This window comes from Apibacter muscae (assembly GCF_007845595.1).
Taxonomy (GTDB): Bacteria; Bacteroidota; Bacteroidia; order Flavobacteriales; family Weeksellaceae; genus Apibacter; species Apibacter muscae.
The window spans coordinates 232,072-249,299 of sequence record NZ_SELI01000015.1; the positions used below are offsets into that span (position 1 = coordinate 232,072).

Sequence of the window (17,228 nt, forward strand, 5' to 3'; positions counted from 1 at the left end):
TATTTAATTATTAAAAATAAATTTTAGTTCTTTTATTGCACAATTATTTTCTTTGTTTCATTGTTTTTTCCATCGTTTATTCTAACAAAATAAATTCCAGAAGATAAACTCGATGTATCAATTTTATTTTCGCCCTCAATTAAAGTTCCTGTTAAATATAAGTTGCCTGATGTACCGTAAACTTTATACGTTGAATTTTTCATTACATATATGTAAACATAGTCCTTAGATGGTATAGGATAAACCTTAGTTTCTTGCAATTTAAATTCTTCTTCTACTGTTTCAACTGTTTCCATTGATGGCCCGGTGACAATTAATGTATAATCTTGACTATTATTAGTTAAATTTCCTTTATGCGAAATAGTTATTAAGTACTCTCCATTAGGATTTGGAATATCGACTCTTTCAAAATTATCTACATCATTAGTCCCGTCATTTTTTGCAGGTAAATTGGGTTGAAACTTATTAAGCCTCCAAGGATAATAAGTTGCTATTACTTGACCTTCATTATTTATTTGTGTGACTTTTACATCTAAATCATTGACTAAATTTAACTGATCTGGATCTTTTACTCCTGCTATAAATTTCCCTGTGGACAATCCTAAAATATCTCCATTATAATTTTTATTTTCAGGATCAGTCCATGAAATGGAAATTTGTAATGGAATTGCTCCGGAAGCTTTTATTTTTTTTATATATGTCGATCTATTATTTAGTTGGTTTTCTTCTAAAATTGATTTTTTGTTTTTATCGGTTATTATTTGTGCAGCAGCACCTATATCTGCCAATCCCCAACCATAAATATAATCGGGACCATCATAAGATCCTGCTTCTTTAGCACTGTGTTGCAATAGACCCCTTATAGAAGCTGATGTCAAATATTTAGAATTCAATTTATGATTATATTGTTGAAGTAGTAGTATGGAACCTGTAATTGATGGAGTTGCCATTGATGTTCCATTTAAAAAGATGTAACTATTATCGGATAAGTTTCCTGTGGAATAAACGGAAACTCCTTTGGCTACTATATTGGGTTTTATACGTCCATCATCGGTTGGACCAAAATTGCTAAAAGTAGAGATCTTTACATTTTTTGGATCGTTGTAATTGATTATTTCTTCTACTGCACCAATGGTTAACACATTTTTTGCAACTCCGTAATTTAAAATTAGTTCGTATCCATCTTTTTCAGGATTAATTTTTAAATAGTTTTCTCGGTCATTACCAGCTGCAATGACCATTTGATAATATTTGTTTAAATACGCCAACTGATCTAACTTATAACTCGTAAAATCATATGCTCCAAAAACCCAAGAGTTTAATTCAAATACTGGTCTACCCTTAGCATTTAATGCCGAAATTCCGTAGGAATGATTGGATACTAGATAACCTTTTTGTGCAAACTCTGTCATTTCAGACAAATCATTTGAATAATCAAAACTTTTAACGTGCGCATTGGGAGCCATACCTTTGGAATATCCTTGAGGTAAATTATCAGCAGCTGGTGAATACCCTCCGCCTATAATTGTCCCTGTAACATGAGTTGAATGTTTTGAAACTTTTTGGACATTATCGCTTCCCTTTTCAATTCTTACTTCACCCTGTGCATTTTTAAAGTCTTGATGTGTTGTTCTCGGTAAAGCTTCGTCCCACACCCCAGCATACATATTCTTACCATCCACCGCTAATTCACTAATAAGTGTTCTTTCATTAATTGTCTTTGCAGATCCTTCGTTAAATGTTTTTAAATAAATAATTTCTCCATTGTCATTAATAGATATTGGTAACCCAGTTTCTTCTAATGAGTCTGACATCACTCTACGTGAATTTTTGTTTAAATATTTATCTAGTATTTCTTGTCTAATTTGTTCCTTTCTTTTCAGTTCACTTTTAACCTTTTCAATTTCTTTTTGGTCGTAAGAATTAGTTATACTCGACCTATCTTTTTCTGTCTGAGAAAAAGAATATGTATAAACGAAAAGCAATGTAAATAGTAATATGTATTTATTCATGAACTATTTTGGTTAATTAATTATTAAACAAAAGTAATGAAATTCTATTTTATATGATTAATATCCAGGATATTGTTTAATATTAGGGTTCGTTTGAATCTCTATCTGTGGTAAAGGATATACGAATAATTTATCTGAAGCTGAAACTTCACAGTTCAATTTACAATTTGTTTTTTTTACAATTGGTAATCTATTTCTTTTCAAATCAAAAAATTGATGTCCTTCTCCTACAAATTCTAATCTTCTTTCTTTTAAAATATCTTTAAGTAATTGGTTATCTTTACTATTGTATTGGTAATCCCCTCTAGTTGAGACAAAACTATTCAATTGTTTTAAAGCTTCTTCTTGGTTTCCTAAGTGGTAAAGCGCTTCTATTTTGTTTAATTTTGATTCCGACATTCTTAAAATTTTAACATTTGAATCAAGGTTCATTGTTACTGGATATTTTAATGTATAATATCCTTCCTCTCCCGTTGGATTATTTCCTTTGTTAGTAACATCTAGTTTTAATAAATTCTTTCTTATGTCTGAATCTTCGTATAAATTATACAAGTCTTTTCGAAACTCATTTTGAAAATAAGTTCCTGTAATGGAGTAAAAACTTGATAAACTATTGATTCCTATTGAGTTTGATTGATTATAGCTAATCTCGAAAACTGTTTCTGGTGCTGAGTTTAATGAAAAATAATCCACATAATTTTCTTTTTGGATAAAGTCAAAACTCCCTCCTGATTGAGATTCTACTTGTTGTGCATATTCATATGCAAGAGCCCACTTCTGTTGATATAAATAAACCCTTGAAAGCAATAACTTTACTGCTGTAGGGCCTAAGTGCGTTTTTGTTGAGGATTCGCTTTGAAAAAGTTCTAATGATTGTAATAAATCGTTTTCTATTTGAGTATAAACCTCAGGTATTGTGGCTCTAGAGTGCTTTATCTGAGGATTATAGCTTTTATTATATATAGGCATTCCAAACTCTTGATTGTATCCTAAAGCTACACTTGGTGAATAAATATTAACTATAAAAAACATAGCTAAAGCTCTGGCTGCATAAGCTTCTGCCTTGGCTTGTTTAATTTCATCATTTAGTGATATTGGTGCATTTATTACAGTAGATGCTAATGCATAGGCATCGTAAAGCCTATTTAAGGGTGGTCCTTCTCCTTCAATACCATCAAAATTTAATTCTGGGTTGTAGGACATATTGTTTAAATTTAAGAATCGTCCCGTATTTGATGTGTTTACAAATGAATTATCTGAGATAAGATCTCCCAATAAAACAACATTACATCCTAGTCCACCTGGACGCGCTAGATAATAATATATTCCATTTTTAGCATTTATTAATCCTTCTTCCGTTTTTATAATTACATCTAATGGAACTTCAGTGCTAGGTTCTGTATTCAGTTTGTCTTCTGAACAACTCATTAAAACAAGAAAAAAAGAAATAAAGATTATTTTTACCTTCATATTTAAAAATTTACTGATATCCCAAATGAATAAATTCTCAGTATTGGTGATGTGAAATCATAATAACCTCTCCCATAAAAATCTGGGTATCCTTCATTTAACGCATTTGTTGAATAGATATCTGGATCAGATTTAAGCTTTTTATCAAATGCCCAAGTGAATAAATTAGTTCCTCTAATATATAATGTTAAGGATTCAACACCTATGCTTTTTATCATATTTTGTGTAAATGTATAAGATAATTTAACTTCTTTTAACCTTATATGATCTGCTCTTCGTAGAAATCTTGAAGACATTGAATTGGTTGATGTAAGATCACCTATTTGTAAAGGATTTTTAGCATTTGGATTTTGTGGAGTCCAACTATCTAATAAATCACTTTCTTGATTTCTATTTCCTACATAGGCTCCATCGCTCATCCATACATTAGTAAATGCATCCATAACTTTATAATCGAACGAACCTGTTAAAAGAATTGAGAAAGTAAATCCTTTATAAGATAATTGATTATATAATGAGGCTTGCCAAATAGGTAAAGCTGTAGAGCCTTGAAATTCTTTTTTTGCAATAGATTTATCCGTAGTCACTAATTTACCTTTACTATCATAATATAGTTTACCATCATTTACAAAGGCTTGCTCACTAGCTGTCAATTTCCCCTCTTTAAACCTAGTTTCTAATTCTATATCATTCACATACCACATTCCGTATCCTGTGTTTGAATCAACTCCTGCCCATGTCCATGTATAGTATTCACCGGCTTGTTTTCCTACTTTTAATGCTTTTGAATAACCTTCAAGATTTATACCGTCTGAAGTTTCTATATTTAATCTTAAAATTTTAGATTTATTGTATGAAGCTGAAGCTTCAATATTCCAAATGAGTTTATTTTTATTTATTACTTCTGATTTTAAAACTAATTCAAAACCTCTATTTCTAATACTTCCTACATTAGCATAGTAAGCATTTGCTCCTCCTACAGTATACGGCAATGGAACAATGGATATTAAATCATTAGTTTTTTTATTGTAATAATCAAATGAACCTGTTATTTTATTGTTAAAAATTCCAAAATATAAACCTATTCCTAACTGATGAGATTCCTCCCATTTTAAATTATCATTGCCGGCTGATTGAAAATATAAAGCTGATTCTCCTGATCCGTAACTTTCTGCTTTTAATAGAGTTTTATAATAATATAATTTACCCCATTCCGTCATAGGTGTATTACCTGCGATACCATAATTGAATCGAAGTTTTAAATCATTAATTTTAGTTTTTTCAACATTTATAAAATTTTCATTACTTAGATTCCATACAAATCCTGTATCCCAAAAATTACCCCATTTATTATTTTTTCCAAATGTAGAATTCCCGTCTCTTCTTATACCTGCTATAAATGTGTATTTTTTATCAATGGTATAATTAATTCTTCCAATGTAAGAAATTTGTCTCCACGTCTCATCACTACCTAAAGATTGTAGTATATTAGTACCGTTTGACAAATTTGGCTTTGAATATTCAGGATAATCAAACTTTGAAGTATATTGATCATCTCTTTTATGTTCTTCAAAACTAATTCCAATATCTACAGATAAATTGTGTTTATCAAATAGATACTTTTTATAATTCATAAAATTTGTCCAAGAATAATCAATGACTCTATTTTTATTTTGTTGGAATAATCCGTTTCTCGATTTACCATTCCCTGAATTTTGATTCCACCATGATTTTTCTAATAGGTTTTGATATTGCATACCAAAATCTGATGATATTTTAATTTCTTTGTTTAATTTATACATAACACTCATTGAACTTCTCCATGTTGTATTATCACCTTCTAAATAATCTGAATTTAATAATTCTACTGGGTTATACCATTGATTCCCTCCTAGATTTTGTATATTGAATGATCCATCCGGGTTATAAACAGGATAAATTGGAAGCAAAGTCCAACTTGAACTCCAAGGACTCGAGAAAGATCCCCCTTGTGTATAGGTATGGGTATTTAGATTCGTAATACTTCCATTATAATTTAAATTAATTTTCTCTGTCAACCGATAACCCAAACCCAGATTAAATGAATATCTTTGAAATGTGCTACCTTTTACTAAAGGCTCATTGTTATAATATGATCCTCCTAAATAAAATAAAAAATTTTTTTCTCCTCCAGTGATATTAAGTGAGTATTGTTTTACAACAGATTTATTTCTTTGAACTTCTTTCATCCAATTGGTACTTGTTTCTCCATCCCACCCATTTTTTTTCATGTTTTCTATAAATTGTTGTTTATAGCTTGCTAAATTTAAGAATGCGTCTGTTCTACCTCCTATATATTCTTTACCTGCATAAACCATTGCCCCCCAATCCATATATTGTTCAGAGTTCATCCATTGGTGTTTATCAAAAGCAATATCTTGAAAACCTATTTCTGAAATAAAATTAAATTTTGTTTTTTGATTGTACTTTCCTTTTTTTGTTTTTATTAAGATAACTCCATTAGCACCTGCTGCCCCATACATTGATGCAGCTGCAATATCCTTTAAAACAACTATACTTTCTATTGAATTAGGATTTAAATTTGAAATTGGACTAAAAGAAGAATAGTTATCTAACAATGAAGAAGAATCTAATCCTTTTCCTATAGGCACTCCATCAATTACATACAAAGGGTTGGAAGACCCCGTAAACGAGCTCACTCCTCTAATTATTACACTTGTTGCAGATCCGGGTTGCCCTCCACTACCACTATAGCTAACTCCCGGTATTACCCCAAGCTTATCGTCTATAGAAGCTTGAGGCATTGATTCTAATTCATTATCCCTGATTATTGAATAGGCTCCTTTATATGGTGTATTAATAAAACCTAAGACTACTATCTTATCAAGTTTTGTACGCTCTAAACTTATATTTATTAGAGTATCTGTTTCTTGTAAGATAATTTGTTTTATTCCTCTTGCTATGACAAGCGTATCACCTTTATCTGACTTAGTAAAGGAAAAGTAACCATGATTGTCTGTTTGGGTTATTTGATTTTTATTTAATAATTCAACTTCAACATTTTTAGCAAAACTATCATCCTCCCATTTTATAATACCTTTAATTTGCCCAAATACCGATTGATATAATAATAAACACAAAACTAAAATTATCTTATTATAGGCTTTTATCATGCATGAATACAGATTAAATAATTGAGATTAAAACATTATCTATTTTATTTAAAAATAAAGATTATTGACAAATGTAAAATAAAAAAGCTATATGAAAATTCATATAGCCCTTATTTATTTTTAAAATTATTTTAAATTTTTAATTTCTTTTTTACTTCAATTTCCTCAAACACTTCTAACAAATCTCCTATTTGAATATCGTTATAGTTTTTAATATTTAATCCACATTCATATCCTTTTGTAACTTCCTTGACATCATCTTTAAATCTTTTCAAACTTTCTAATTCTCCTGTATGTATAACGATTCCTTCTCTAATTATTCTTATTTTGGATCCTCTGTTTATTTTACCATCCAATACCATACATCCGGCAATTGTACCCACTTTTGATATTTTAAAGGTTTCTCTAATTTCTACATTACCAATAATTTGCTCTTTTATCTCTGGGGAAAGCATTCCTTCCATCGCTTCTTTAATATCATTGATTACATCGTAGATAATCGAGTATGATCTGATTTCAATTTCTTCTTTTTCAGCTAAATCTCTTGCACTAATATTAGGGCGAACATTAAATCCTATCAAAATAGCATCTGAAGCAGCAGCTAGTAGAACATCTGATTCTGTAATTTGTCCAACCGCTTTATGAATTATATTGATTTGAATTTGATCATTAGATAATTTTTGTAATGAGTCTGTCAATGCTTCTACGGATCCATCAACATCTCCTTTTAAAATAACGTTTAATTCTTTAAAATCCCCTAATGCAATTCTTCGACCTATTTCATCTAGAGTTATATGTTTTTGAGTTCTGATCGATTGCTCTCTCATTAACTGTTCACGCTTATTAGCTATTTGTTTCGCTTCTCTCTCATCTTCAAATACTTTAAATTTATCTCCAGCAGTAGGCGCTCCATCCAAACCTAATATCGTCACAGGGGTTGACGGTCCTGCTTCTTTCATAGGTTTTCCTCTTTCGTCAAGCATTGCTCTTACCTTACCATGATTTTTTCCAGCCAATAAATAATCTCCTACACGTAATGTTCCTTTTTGAACTAGAATGGTTGATACATATCCTCTTCCTTTATCTAGAGCTGCCTCTATAACAACACCATTTGCTACTCGATTTGGGTTAGCCTTTAAATCTAATATTTCAGCTTCTAATAAAACTTTTTCTAGTAATACATCTACATTATTTCCAAATTTAGCAGATATTTCCTGAGACTGAATATTACCTCCCCAATCCTCAACTAAGAGATTCATTTGAGATAACTCTTCTTTAATCTTATCTGGATTGGAACTGGGTTTATCTATTTTATTAATAGCAAATATCATAGGAACTCCTGCTGCTTGTGCATGGCTTATGGCTTCTTTAGTTTGAGGCATTACATTATCATCTGCTGCTACAACAATAATTGCTAGATCTGTTACTTGAGCTCCACGAGCCCTCATCGCAGTAAATGCCTCATGCCCTGGTGTATCTAAAAATGTTATTTTTTGTCCGTTGGATAATTTTACATTATAGGCGCCGATATGTTGAGTTATTCCTCCAGATTCACCTGCTATAACATTGGTCTTTCTTATATAATCTAGTAATGATGTTTTCCCATGATCCACATGACCCATTACAGTTACAATAGGTGCTCTTGCCTCTAATGTTTCTTCTAAATCTATATCTTCTTCTACAGCTACAGCGTCAATTTCTGTATCTGTAAATTCAATTTTATAACCAAATTCATCTGCAACTAAAACCAAAGTATCAGCATCCAACCTCTGATTCATAGTTACCATAACCCCTAAAGAAAAGCAAGCGGAAATAACCTCTGTGGGAGATACATTCATTAAACTAGCTAATTCATTAACGGTTATAAACTCCGTAACTTTTAAGGTGTTATCTCTTTGTTCTTTCTCCTGCAATTCTGCTTCATACTCTCTTCTTTGAATTCTTTTATCTCTTCTAAATTTAGAACTTTTAGATTTACCTCCTTTAGATGTTAATTTTTCAAGAGTTTCTTTGATTTGATTTTTAACTTGTTCATCTGTTAATTCAACCGGACGAGTGTTTACATTTCTGTTACCAAACTTTTTATTCTGACCATTATTAACACCAGGTTTTCTATTATTAAAGCTTTTATTTTTATCCTGAGAGGCGGCTTTTTTATCTGTATTAATTGTTTTAGCAACGGCATTAACATCAACCTTTGAGTCTTTAACTATTCTTTTTCTTTTCTTCTTATCTGCATTATTATCCTTAGATACAGGAGCCTTCTTAGGTTTTTGAAATTGACTTAAATCTATAATTTGACCAGTCATCTTAGGCCCGTCTAATTTTTGATATTGTGTTTCTAATTTTTCTGGCTCATCAGTCTCCTCTTTTTTCTCAACTACAACTTCTTCTTTGGGAACTATGATCTCTTTTTTTTCTTCGATTTTATCTACCTTTTCAAGCTTTTCAGCTTTGGCTTCTTTTTCTTTTGCTTTTTTGGCAGGATATGTAGATTCTTGTGCCTTTTTTAAATCGTCAACAGATAGTTTTCCTATTATCTTAATTCCTTTGCTTTTAGCTTTTTCCTCAACTACTTCAGATTCCTGAATTGAACTATCCTGAATATCTTCACGGGTCTCAATTTTTTCACTTGTCTCTTCTACTGGCTTACTATATTTCGTCCTTTGTCCTTCTAAATCTATTTTACCTAAAGTTTTTGGTTTGGATATTTCTTTTGCCTTTGCTTTTACTACTTCAGTAACTACAGGTTTCTCTTCCTTTTTTTTCTCAGGAATTTTATTTATGACCACATCTAAAGAGGCATCTTTTTTAAGCTTATCTTCCGAAAACTCAGTTACTAATAATTGATGCGCTTTTTGATCTAACTTTACATTAGGGTTCCTCTCGATCTCAACACTTTGGGATGATAAATACTCCACTGCTCTGTCAAGAGAGATATTAAGGTCTTTTAATACTTTACTTAATCGAATACCCGACATATTAATATTTTGTTCTTATTCTTTTTTACAAATATGATAATTTAATTGCAAAATCATACTATGATTATTTTGCAAATTCTTCTTTTAAAATGCGAACTACATCTAAAATAGTTTCTTCCTCTAAATCTGTTATTTTTAAAAGATCTTCCAAATCTTTTTCTAATACAGACCTTGCTGTATCTAAACCAATCTTTCTTAGTTCATCAATCACCCACGAATCAATTTCATCTGAAAACTCTACTAATTCAATATCTTCTTCAGGCTCATCTCTGCGTACATCTATTTCATATCCTGTGAGCCAACTTGCTAACTTTATGTTTTGCCCCCCCTTTCCTATTGCTTTTGAAACTTCTTCTGATCTTAAATATACAACAACATTTTTATTTTCTTCATCAATGTCCATAGAAGAAATTTTAGCAGGACTTAATGCTCTTTGTATAAATAACTGCTGATTGGTTGTATAATTTATTACATCTATATTCTCATTTTTCAATTCTCTAACTACGGAGTGTATTCTAGAGCCTTTCATCCCTACACATGCTCCCACCGGATCTATTCTGTCATCGTAAGATTCAACTGCAATTTTTGCTTTTTCTCCTGGTATTCTAACCGTTTTTTTGATGGTTATTAATCCATCATAAATTTCTGGTATTTCAAACTCAAACAATTTTTCCAAAAATTTAGGGGAGGTTCTTGAAAGAACTATTTGTGGCTTTCCTCCTTTCAAACCAACCTCTTGAACTACTGCACGAACAGTTTCTCCTTTTCTAAAAAAGTCAGAAGGAATTTGATTTTCTTTTGGCAAAATCATGTCATTTTGATCTTCATCCATTAAGATAACTTGTCTATGTCGTATATGATGTACTTCTCCACTGACAATTTCTCCCTCTATAGATCTAAACTTTTCATATAAATTGGAATTATCGTATTCGGCTATTTTTGTGTTTAAAACCTGTTTAAAGGCTAAAATATTTCTTCTTCCTAACTCATTTAGCTCTATCTTTTGTGTATATTCCTCACCAACTTCAAAGCTTGGATCTATTTTTCTAACTTCGCTGATTTCGATCTCTAATAAATCATCTTCAGACATTTCATCCTCAACAATTTTCCTATTCAAGTATATCTCTAAATCTCCTTTATCCGGATTTACAATAACATCAAAATGCTCATCAGAACCATACCTTTTTCTTAAAACGGTTTTCATTGATTCTTCAACAATAGCCATTAAAGTAATTCTATCTATATTTTTTTCGTCTTTAAAATCCCCAAACGATTCTATTAACTCTATACTATCCATTAGTCCTACTTATTTAAATTTTTATATTTATTGTTGCTTTTTGTATATTTTGGATCTCTATTTCTTCCTTTAACTCTACTGTTACTTTCCCCTTTCCTTTTTCTTTAGGTATTCTTTCTTTCCAAGTTAAAGTTATTTTATCATCCTTTACTTGTTCTAAAATCCCATTTATTTCTTTACCACCTTCTAAAAATACTTTGAGCTCTCTGCCTAAATTTTTTTTATATTGTCTAGGAAGTATAAGTGGATTAGTTACCCCTGCTGAATAGACAGACAAAGCAAAATCTTCTTCCTCTCTATCTAAATTATTTTCAATTGCTCTACTGCATTGCAAACAATCTTGAATTGAAATCCCTTCATCTCCATCTATTATAACTTCAATCTTATTATCCGCTGATATTTTACATGAAATTAAAAAAATATCCGTTCTTTCCTGCAGGAATTTTTCAATTAATGATTCAACCTTATCTTTTAAGAACATATACTAGCATATTATGACATTCATAAAATTTTAAAAATTTTTTTTAAAAAAAACACAAAAAAAGCCTTATGTAAATAGGCTTTTCTATTTTTTTAAATCCCAAAAACTGTACAAATATACTATTTTTTTTATTTAAATTGTAATTATCCTTACATTCAAAACCTCAAATATTTTATAGTTATTTATTTTAACTACAATTGAATAATAAATTCCACATAAAATAGTATCTTAATAAATGCATCTATATATTAAAGTTAATGAATTACTAAATCTTCTTATATTTGAAAAAGTATATAAAATATTCTCTTTATATGATTAAGCAGCTCCCTAATTTCCTTACTTTATTAAATCTTTTATGCGGAAGCCTTGCATGCATTTTTACTATCACAAATTCTGCTATTGAATATATTCTAATACTGCTATTATTTTCACTTATTTTTGATTTTTTTGATGGCTTTGTAGCTCGCGCTGTTAATGCTTCAGGCTCCTTAGGAAAGGAACTTGATAGTTTGGCTGATGTAATATCCTTTGGATTATTGCCTGGTATTTTAATGTTAAATTTATTAGACGGAGACGTTTTTCTAAGCACAATCAAGGGATTAACAACCTTAGATTTCAACTTTAATTCTTTCTATTTTTTAATAGATTCTCTATTTAAAAATGCCAGTATTATTGGACTTATTATAACTCTAGCTTCCGCTTATCGTTTGGCTAAATTTAATTTAGATGAAGATCAAACCTATTACTTCAAAGGATTACCAACTCCAGCCAATACTTTATTTATTTTTTCCTTGTATTGGCTTATCCATAAAAACCCTGAAAGCTTCTGGAGTAATACTTATTTGCTTATTTTTATTTCAATTTTTAGTAGCATAATTCTCGTAAGCAACCTTCCACTATTTGCATTGAAATTTAAAAATTTAAAATGGAACGATAACTCTTTAGTTTTTTCTTATATAATTACTAGTATTCTTATATTTATTTTCTTAGGTCTGTCATCTATACCTTTTCTTATTTTACTTTACATTCTATTATCAATTTTATTTAGAAAAAAAATAATTTCAAATGAACCTTAAATTACATAAACCTCTTTGTTTTTTTGATCTGGAAACTACAGGTGTAAGTATTAGCAAAGATCGTATAGTTGAAATCAGTATATTAAAAGTAAATCCTAATTACTCAGAAGAGAGTAAAACTTGGAGAATTAATCCTCAAATTCCTATTCCAAGAGCATGTTCTCTTATTCATGGTATATATGATAAAGACGTAGCTGATGCTCCTATATTTAAAGATATTGCCCCTCACATCTTAGAAATGATCAAGGATTCTGATCTGGCTGGATATAATTCTAACCGTTTCGATATACCACTACTTGCAGAAGAATTATTGAGAAATGGATTTGAATTTGATATTCATAAACATAGACCTATTGATGTTCAAGTGATTTTTCATAAAATGGAACAAAGAACTTTATCTGCTGCTTATAAATTTTATTGCAATAAAGAACTTATAAATGCTCATACAGCTGCTGCAGACACTCTTGCTACCTACGAAGTTCTTAAAGCACAAGTTGAAAAATATGACGCTATAGACAATGATGTGAAATTTCTACATACTTTTACGACACAAAATAAATACGCGGATCTTGCTGGTTTTATTGGATTGGACAAAAATGATGAAGAGATATTCAATTTTGGAAAATATAAAGGAAAAAAATTAACTGAAGTATTCTTAACTGATGTAGGTTATTATTCTTGGTTAATGAATGCCGACTTTCCTCTATATTCTAAAAAAATCTTTACAAAGGTTAAATTAAAAAATGCATTATAAAAAAATATGCAGTTATTTTTCTATAACTGCATATTTTTTTTTTAATTATCATCTAATTTAACTTTATGTTCTTTACTCTTAGGTATAATTAAAAATTTTTCTGGGGACCACTGGGCTATAAAGATTTTTTCTATATCATCATACCCTTCTTTTTTTAATGCTTCATTAAGCCATTCCTCATCTTTACCAATTCCATCAAGGTAGGAGAAATTTATTTTACCTTCAATTACTAATAATACAGCATAATTATCAAAATTATTTGTAAATGCAGTTATTGCCCCATTTTTTTCCATCTGAGCAAAATAAACATCTGAAATATCATAGATCCCTATATTTTTTAAAAGATTAGAATAAGTTAAAATATCCAATTTAGCCTTCTTAAACCCTCCTTCATTCATCTTACCTTTCCGCACCAAAGGAATAATTTGACCTTCAAATAGCCTCCTTAACTTTCCGTTTTTCCTACACACATAAGCAACAAATGAAATGATAAAGGTCCAAATAAATAAAACAAAAGCAAATTTTAATATAGAAACATTAGGATTGTAGATGATTCCACCTACTAATCCCCCTAAAATAATATTTTGAACAAGATCAAGCCCAGAAACATGATTTAAAATCGTTCTACCAATTATTTTTATATACATTAAAACTGCAAATAATGCTACGACAAGTTTAAAGCCTATTTGTAAATTTTCCATAAAATTTAAATTTTGCTGCAAATAATTAACATAATACATAATTATTTAATTTTTTATGCTAATGTATATATTTTATTATTTATTTTATGCTTACATTAAAGTGCATTTGTTTGTTAACTATTATTTATAACTTGTGAAAAAAATTATAAAATGAAATTTATTTGTGTTGGAAGAAATTACGCCGATCACGCCAAAGAGCTTAATAATGAAATACCTAAAGATGTAGTTTTGTTTTTAAAGCCTGATACTGCGCTAGTCAAATCTAAAGATGAAGTTTACATACCTGAGTTCACCAATAATCTACATCACGAAGTGGAAATATTAATTAAAATTTGTAAAACTGGAAAATACATCCAACCAGAATTTTCAGAGAATTATTATTCAGAAATAGGCTTAGGAATTGATTTTACCGCTCGTGATATTCAAGAGGAATTAAAAATTAAGGGACTTCCTTGGGAAAAGGCAAAAGCTTTTGATGGATCTGCTTTTATTAGCAATTTTGTTAGTAAAGAAAATTTTGATCTTGAAAATTTAGAATTCTCTTTAATAAAGAATGGAATTTTGCAACAAGCAGGGAATACTTCTAACATGATTTTCTCAATAAACAAATTGATTTCTTATATCTCTCAGTTTTTCACCTTGAAGGTTGGAGACATTATTTTTACTGGAACTCCTGCCGGGGTTTCCAAAGTTGAAGAAAATGATATTTTGGAAGGATATATTAAAAATGACAAATTCTTTGAAATAAAAATTCTTTAGTGCGTATATGCCATTAAATGAATAAATAAATAATTTTTTTCTTTATTTGAAATAATTGTAGTTTTATTTTATTTTTTTTTTAAATTTACAGCAATAAAAATTTAGAAATCATGAAAAACTTACAAAATTTAACAAATCAAGAATTAAAAGAAATCAATGGTGGTGGACTTGCTGAAGATTTAGCAAATAACGTACAAGGAATTGTTAGTAATGCAATTGATAAAAATTGGTCTGATATGGCAAAATCAATTGTTGAGACTTCAACCACTGGTTTAAAATTGGTAGGTTCTTTCTTCGGTAAATTTTTTGGTAGATAGAAGTCAATTCAATTTCTTAAAAAAGAGAGATATAAATATCTCTCTTTTTTATTTATGAAATTTGATCCTTCCAAAGTTTGAAATACTTCCCTTTTAAGCTAAGTAATGAATGATGGTCGCCTTGCTCTACAATTAAGCCATTATCCATAACAAAAATTTCATCTGCATTGGATATGGTACTAAGCCTATGAGCAATTACAATCACCGTTTTATTCTGAGTTTTAAAGTCATTAATTACATTCTGAACTATCCTCTCCGAATGTGTATCTAAAGCAGATGTAGCTTCATCTAATAATAAAATTTGTGGTTCTTTATATAAAGCTCTGGCAATTGCTATTCTTTGTTTCTGACCACCGGAAAGCATCGTTCCATTTTCTCCTACCGGAGATTGAAAACCTTGAGGTAGTTTTTCTACAAAATCTGAAATTCCTAATTTTTGACTTAAATCTATTATTCGATGCATATCTGGCTCATCACATCCTAAGGCTATATTTTCAATAATATCTCCCGAAAAAAGACTTAGTTGTTGAGGTATAACTCCCATTATATTACGCAAACTTTGATAGCTAATATAGTTTAAATCATAGCTTCCTATATAAATTTTACCCTTTTGTATAGGATAGATATTTTGAAGCAGTGATATTAAGGTTGTTTTACCGCTACCGCTTTCTCCAACAACTGCTGTAGTTTTATTTTTTTTAAAGACTGCATTAAAACCCTTAAATACATCTGTCCGTGTGCCATAACTAAAATACACATCTTCAAACCTAATATCCCCTAAATCTTCAGATTTAATTTCAAACCTGTTATCCGTTTTTTCTCTTTCTAAATCCATAATCTCAAACAACCTATCAGAGGCTATTAAAGCATTCTGAATGGTCTTATTCATAGATACAAGTGAAGCTATCGGTGAAGTAAAATACCCTATAAGAGCATAGAATGAAAATAATTCTCCTGGGGTTATCTTATTTTCTATAACAAATAAGCTTCCAATCCATAATAAGATAACGGTAAACAAAGAGGCAATAAACTGTGATGAAGTACCGCTAAAAATCGTGTTTATGCCTGATTTGTAATTTGAAAATAAAAGCTTTATAAATGAATATTCTATTTTTTTATTTGAATAATCTTCTATTCCAAATTCTTTTATTGTCCTAACATTATTTACGCTTTCTACCAATTGAGTTTCTAAATCTGCCCCATCTTCCATTACACGGCGTTCTATTTTTTTATTTAATTTATTTATTATTATATAAATAGTTACATAAAGAGGTATAACTAATGTAACTATTAATGCCAGTTTCCAATAGTATGCAAACATCAGTATAAATGAAAAAACAACAATAAATATGTTTACGATAAAATCAATGGCCACATCATTTATAAAAACTCTTATTTTAAGTGCATCGTTCACTCTTGATATAATTTCCCCAATTCTCATAGTATCAAAAAATCGTTGAGGCAAGCGCAATAGATGTTTGTAATAATTTAGAATTAACTGCGCATCTATTAATTGACCTGTCTTTAATACAAAAAAATTTTTTTGAGTTCCAATGTATACTTGAACGACTAGAATAACAAGCATGCATATTCCTAAGAGATGCAATAGATTTTTATTATGATCGACTAGCACATAATCAGTTATTTTTTCTATAAAAATAGAGGTTGAAAGACCTAATACTGTATAAATGATTGCTCCAAAAAGACACTGTATTAGTATTGAGCGATGAGGCTGAACAAGATTCCAAAAACGCTTAAAATTGGAAATTTTTTCATTGGATTCTTTAAAATTTTCATTTGGTGAAAACAAGACTATCACTCCAGACCAAATCTTCTCAAAATCACTATAAGAATACCTTGTCATTTCTCCATCTAAAGGATCCATAACTTCAATAAAATTTTTCGCGACCTTGTATATAACTACATAATGTAACAATTGTTTTTCTCCTAAAATAACATGAGCAATTGCTGGTAGAGGAATCTGTGATATGGCATCTAAATTCCCTTTTACCCCTTTAGCGGTTAATCCCATTTTTTCTGCCGCTTGAATCAGCCCTAAAACATTAGTCCCCTTTTTATCTGTAGACGCATATTGTCTAATTCTTGCAATCGGTAAATTAATATTATAATAAGCACCAATTGAAGCTAGACAGGCCGCCCCACAATCTCTTAAATCATGCTGTTTTACTTTTAATTTTCGCATTATT

The 17,228-nt window shown here is 29.9% G+C and carries 12 protein-coding genes; 4 read left to right on the top strand and 8 right to left on the bottom strand.

What is annotated here, in order from left to right:
- Window positions 1–32: 32 nt before the first annotated feature.
- The 6 genes from ETU10_RS02130 to rimP form a co-directional block, all read right to left on the bottom strand.
- Window positions 33–2,012 (bottom strand): S8 family serine peptidase, encoded by a 1,980-nt coding sequence (locus ETU10_RS02130; RefSeq protein ID WP_146309548.1) that lies wholly within the window; start codon window positions 2,010–2,012, stop codon window positions 33–35.
- A 57-nt stretch (window positions 2,013–2,069) separates the two neighbouring features.
- Entirely contained in the window at window positions 2,070–3,482 is a 1,413-nt protein-coding gene (locus ETU10_RS02135) for a RagB/SusD family nutrient uptake outer membrane protein (RefSeq protein WP_146309549.1), read from the bottom strand.
- Window positions 3,483–3,484: 2 nt separating this feature from the next.
- Window positions 3,485–6,655, bottom strand: coding sequence for a SusC/RagA family TonB-linked outer membrane protein (locus tag ETU10_RS02140; RefSeq protein WP_146309550.1), 3,171 nt, complete (start codon window positions 6,653–6,655; stop codon window positions 3,485–3,487).
- Between the two features lie 131 nt (window positions 6,656–6,786).
- Window positions 6,787–9,636: a translation initiation factor IF-2 gene (gene infB / locus ETU10_RS02145; RefSeq protein ID WP_146309551.1), complete on the bottom strand. Its 2,850-nt coding sequence runs from the start codon at window positions 9,634–9,636 to the stop codon at window positions 6,787–6,789.
- Window positions 9,637–9,700: 64 nt separating this feature from the next.
- Window positions 9,701–10,933: a transcription termination factor NusA gene (gene nusA, locus ETU10_RS02150; protein ID WP_146261527.1), complete on the bottom strand. Its 1,233-nt coding sequence runs from the start codon at window positions 10,931–10,933 to the stop codon at window positions 9,701–9,703.
- 13 nt (window positions 10,934–10,946) lie between these two features.
- Window positions 10,947–11,414, bottom strand: a complete 468-nt coding sequence (gene rimP, locus ETU10_RS02155; protein WP_146309552.1) for a ribosome assembly cofactor RimP — start codon at window positions 11,412–11,414, stop codon at window positions 10,947–10,949.
- 311 nt (window positions 11,415–11,725) lie between these two features.
- Here rimP and ETU10_RS02160 point away from each other — a divergent pair, with 311 nt between their 5' ends.
- The gene (locus ETU10_RS02160; protein ID WP_146309553.1) at window positions 11,726–12,490 is read left to right on the top strand and encodes a CDP-alcohol phosphatidyltransferase family protein; all 765 of its coding nucleotides are present in this window, start codon (window positions 11,726–11,728) and stop codon (window positions 12,488–12,490) included.
- The gene (locus ETU10_RS02165; protein ID WP_146309554.1) at window positions 12,480–13,244 is read left to right on the top strand and encodes a 3'-5' exonuclease; all 765 of its coding nucleotides are present in this window, start codon (window positions 12,480–12,482) and stop codon (window positions 13,242–13,244) included. The genes ETU10_RS02160 and ETU10_RS02165 overlap by 11 nt, the downstream gene beginning before the upstream one ends.
- A 41-nt stretch (window positions 13,245–13,285) precedes the next feature.
- Here ETU10_RS02165 and ETU10_RS02170 read toward each other — a convergent pair whose 3' ends face one another.
- Entirely contained in the window at window positions 13,286–13,945 is a 660-nt protein-coding gene (locus tag ETU10_RS02170) for a DUF421 domain-containing protein (RefSeq protein ID WP_185145038.1), read from the bottom strand.
- A gap of 150 nt (window positions 13,946–14,095) precedes the next feature.
- On the opposite strand from ETU10_RS02170, the gene ETU10_RS02175 reads away from it, so the two are divergent.
- On the top strand, window positions 14,096–14,704 hold the full coding sequence (locus ETU10_RS02175; protein ID WP_146309556.1) for a fumarylacetoacetate hydrolase family protein: 609 nt from the start codon (window positions 14,096–14,098) through the stop codon (window positions 14,702–14,704).
- Window positions 14,705–14,814: 110 nt separating this feature from the next.
- Entirely contained in the window at window positions 14,815–15,021 is a 207-nt protein-coding gene (locus tag ETU10_RS02180) for a beta-class phenol-soluble modulin (protein WP_146309557.1), read from the top strand.
- 52 nt (window positions 15,022–15,073) lie between these two features.
- Here ETU10_RS02180 and ETU10_RS02185 read toward each other — a convergent pair whose 3' ends face one another.
- Entirely contained in the window at window positions 15,074–17,224 is a 2,151-nt protein-coding gene (locus ETU10_RS02185) for a peptidase domain-containing ABC transporter (RefSeq protein ID WP_146309558.1), read from the bottom strand.
- Window positions 17,225–17,228 lie beyond the last annotated feature (4 nt).

Coding starts and splice junctions, on each gene's coding strand:
- ETU10_RS02160 (WP_146309553.1), top strand. CDS start 11,726: ATGATTAAGCAGCTCCCTAATTTCCTTACTTTATTAAATCTTTTATGC.
- ETU10_RS02135 (WP_146309549.1), bottom strand. CDS start 3,482: ATGAAGGTAAAAATAATCTTTATTTCTTTTTTTCTTGTTTTAATGAGT.
- ETU10_RS02140 (WP_146309550.1), bottom strand. CDS start 6,655: ATGATAAAAGCCTATAATAAGATAATTTTAGTTTTGTGTTTATTATTA.
- ETU10_RS02170 (WP_185145038.1), bottom strand. CDS start 13,945: ATGGAAAATTTACAAATAGGCTTTAAACTTGTCGTAGCATTATTTGCA.
- ETU10_RS02175 (WP_146309556.1), top strand. CDS start 14,096: ATGAAATTTATTTGTGTTGGAAGAAATTACGCCGATCACGCCAAAGAG.
- ETU10_RS02165 (WP_146309554.1), top strand. CDS start 12,480: ATGAACCTTAAATTACATAAACCTCTTTGTTTTTTTGATCTGGAAACT.
- infB (WP_146309551.1), bottom strand. CDS start 9,636: ATGTCGGGTATTCGATTAAGTAAAGTATTAAAAGACCTTAATATCTCT.
- ETU10_RS02130 (WP_146309548.1), bottom strand. CDS start 2,012: ATGAATAAATACATATTACTATTTACATTGCTTTTCGTTTATACATAT.
- nusA (WP_146261527.1), bottom strand. CDS start 10,933: ATGGATAGTATAGAGTTAATAGAATCGTTTGGGGATTTTAAAGACGAA.
- ETU10_RS02185 (WP_146309558.1), bottom strand. CDS start 17,224: ATGCGAAAATTAAAAGTAAAACAGCATGATTTAAGAGATTGTGGGGCG.
- ETU10_RS02180 (WP_146309557.1), top strand. CDS start 14,815: ATGAAAAACTTACAAAATTTAACAAATCAAGAATTAAAAGAAATCAAT.
- rimP (WP_146309552.1), bottom strand. CDS start 11,414: ATGTTCTTAAAAGATAAGGTTGAATCATTAATTGAAAAATTCCTGCAG.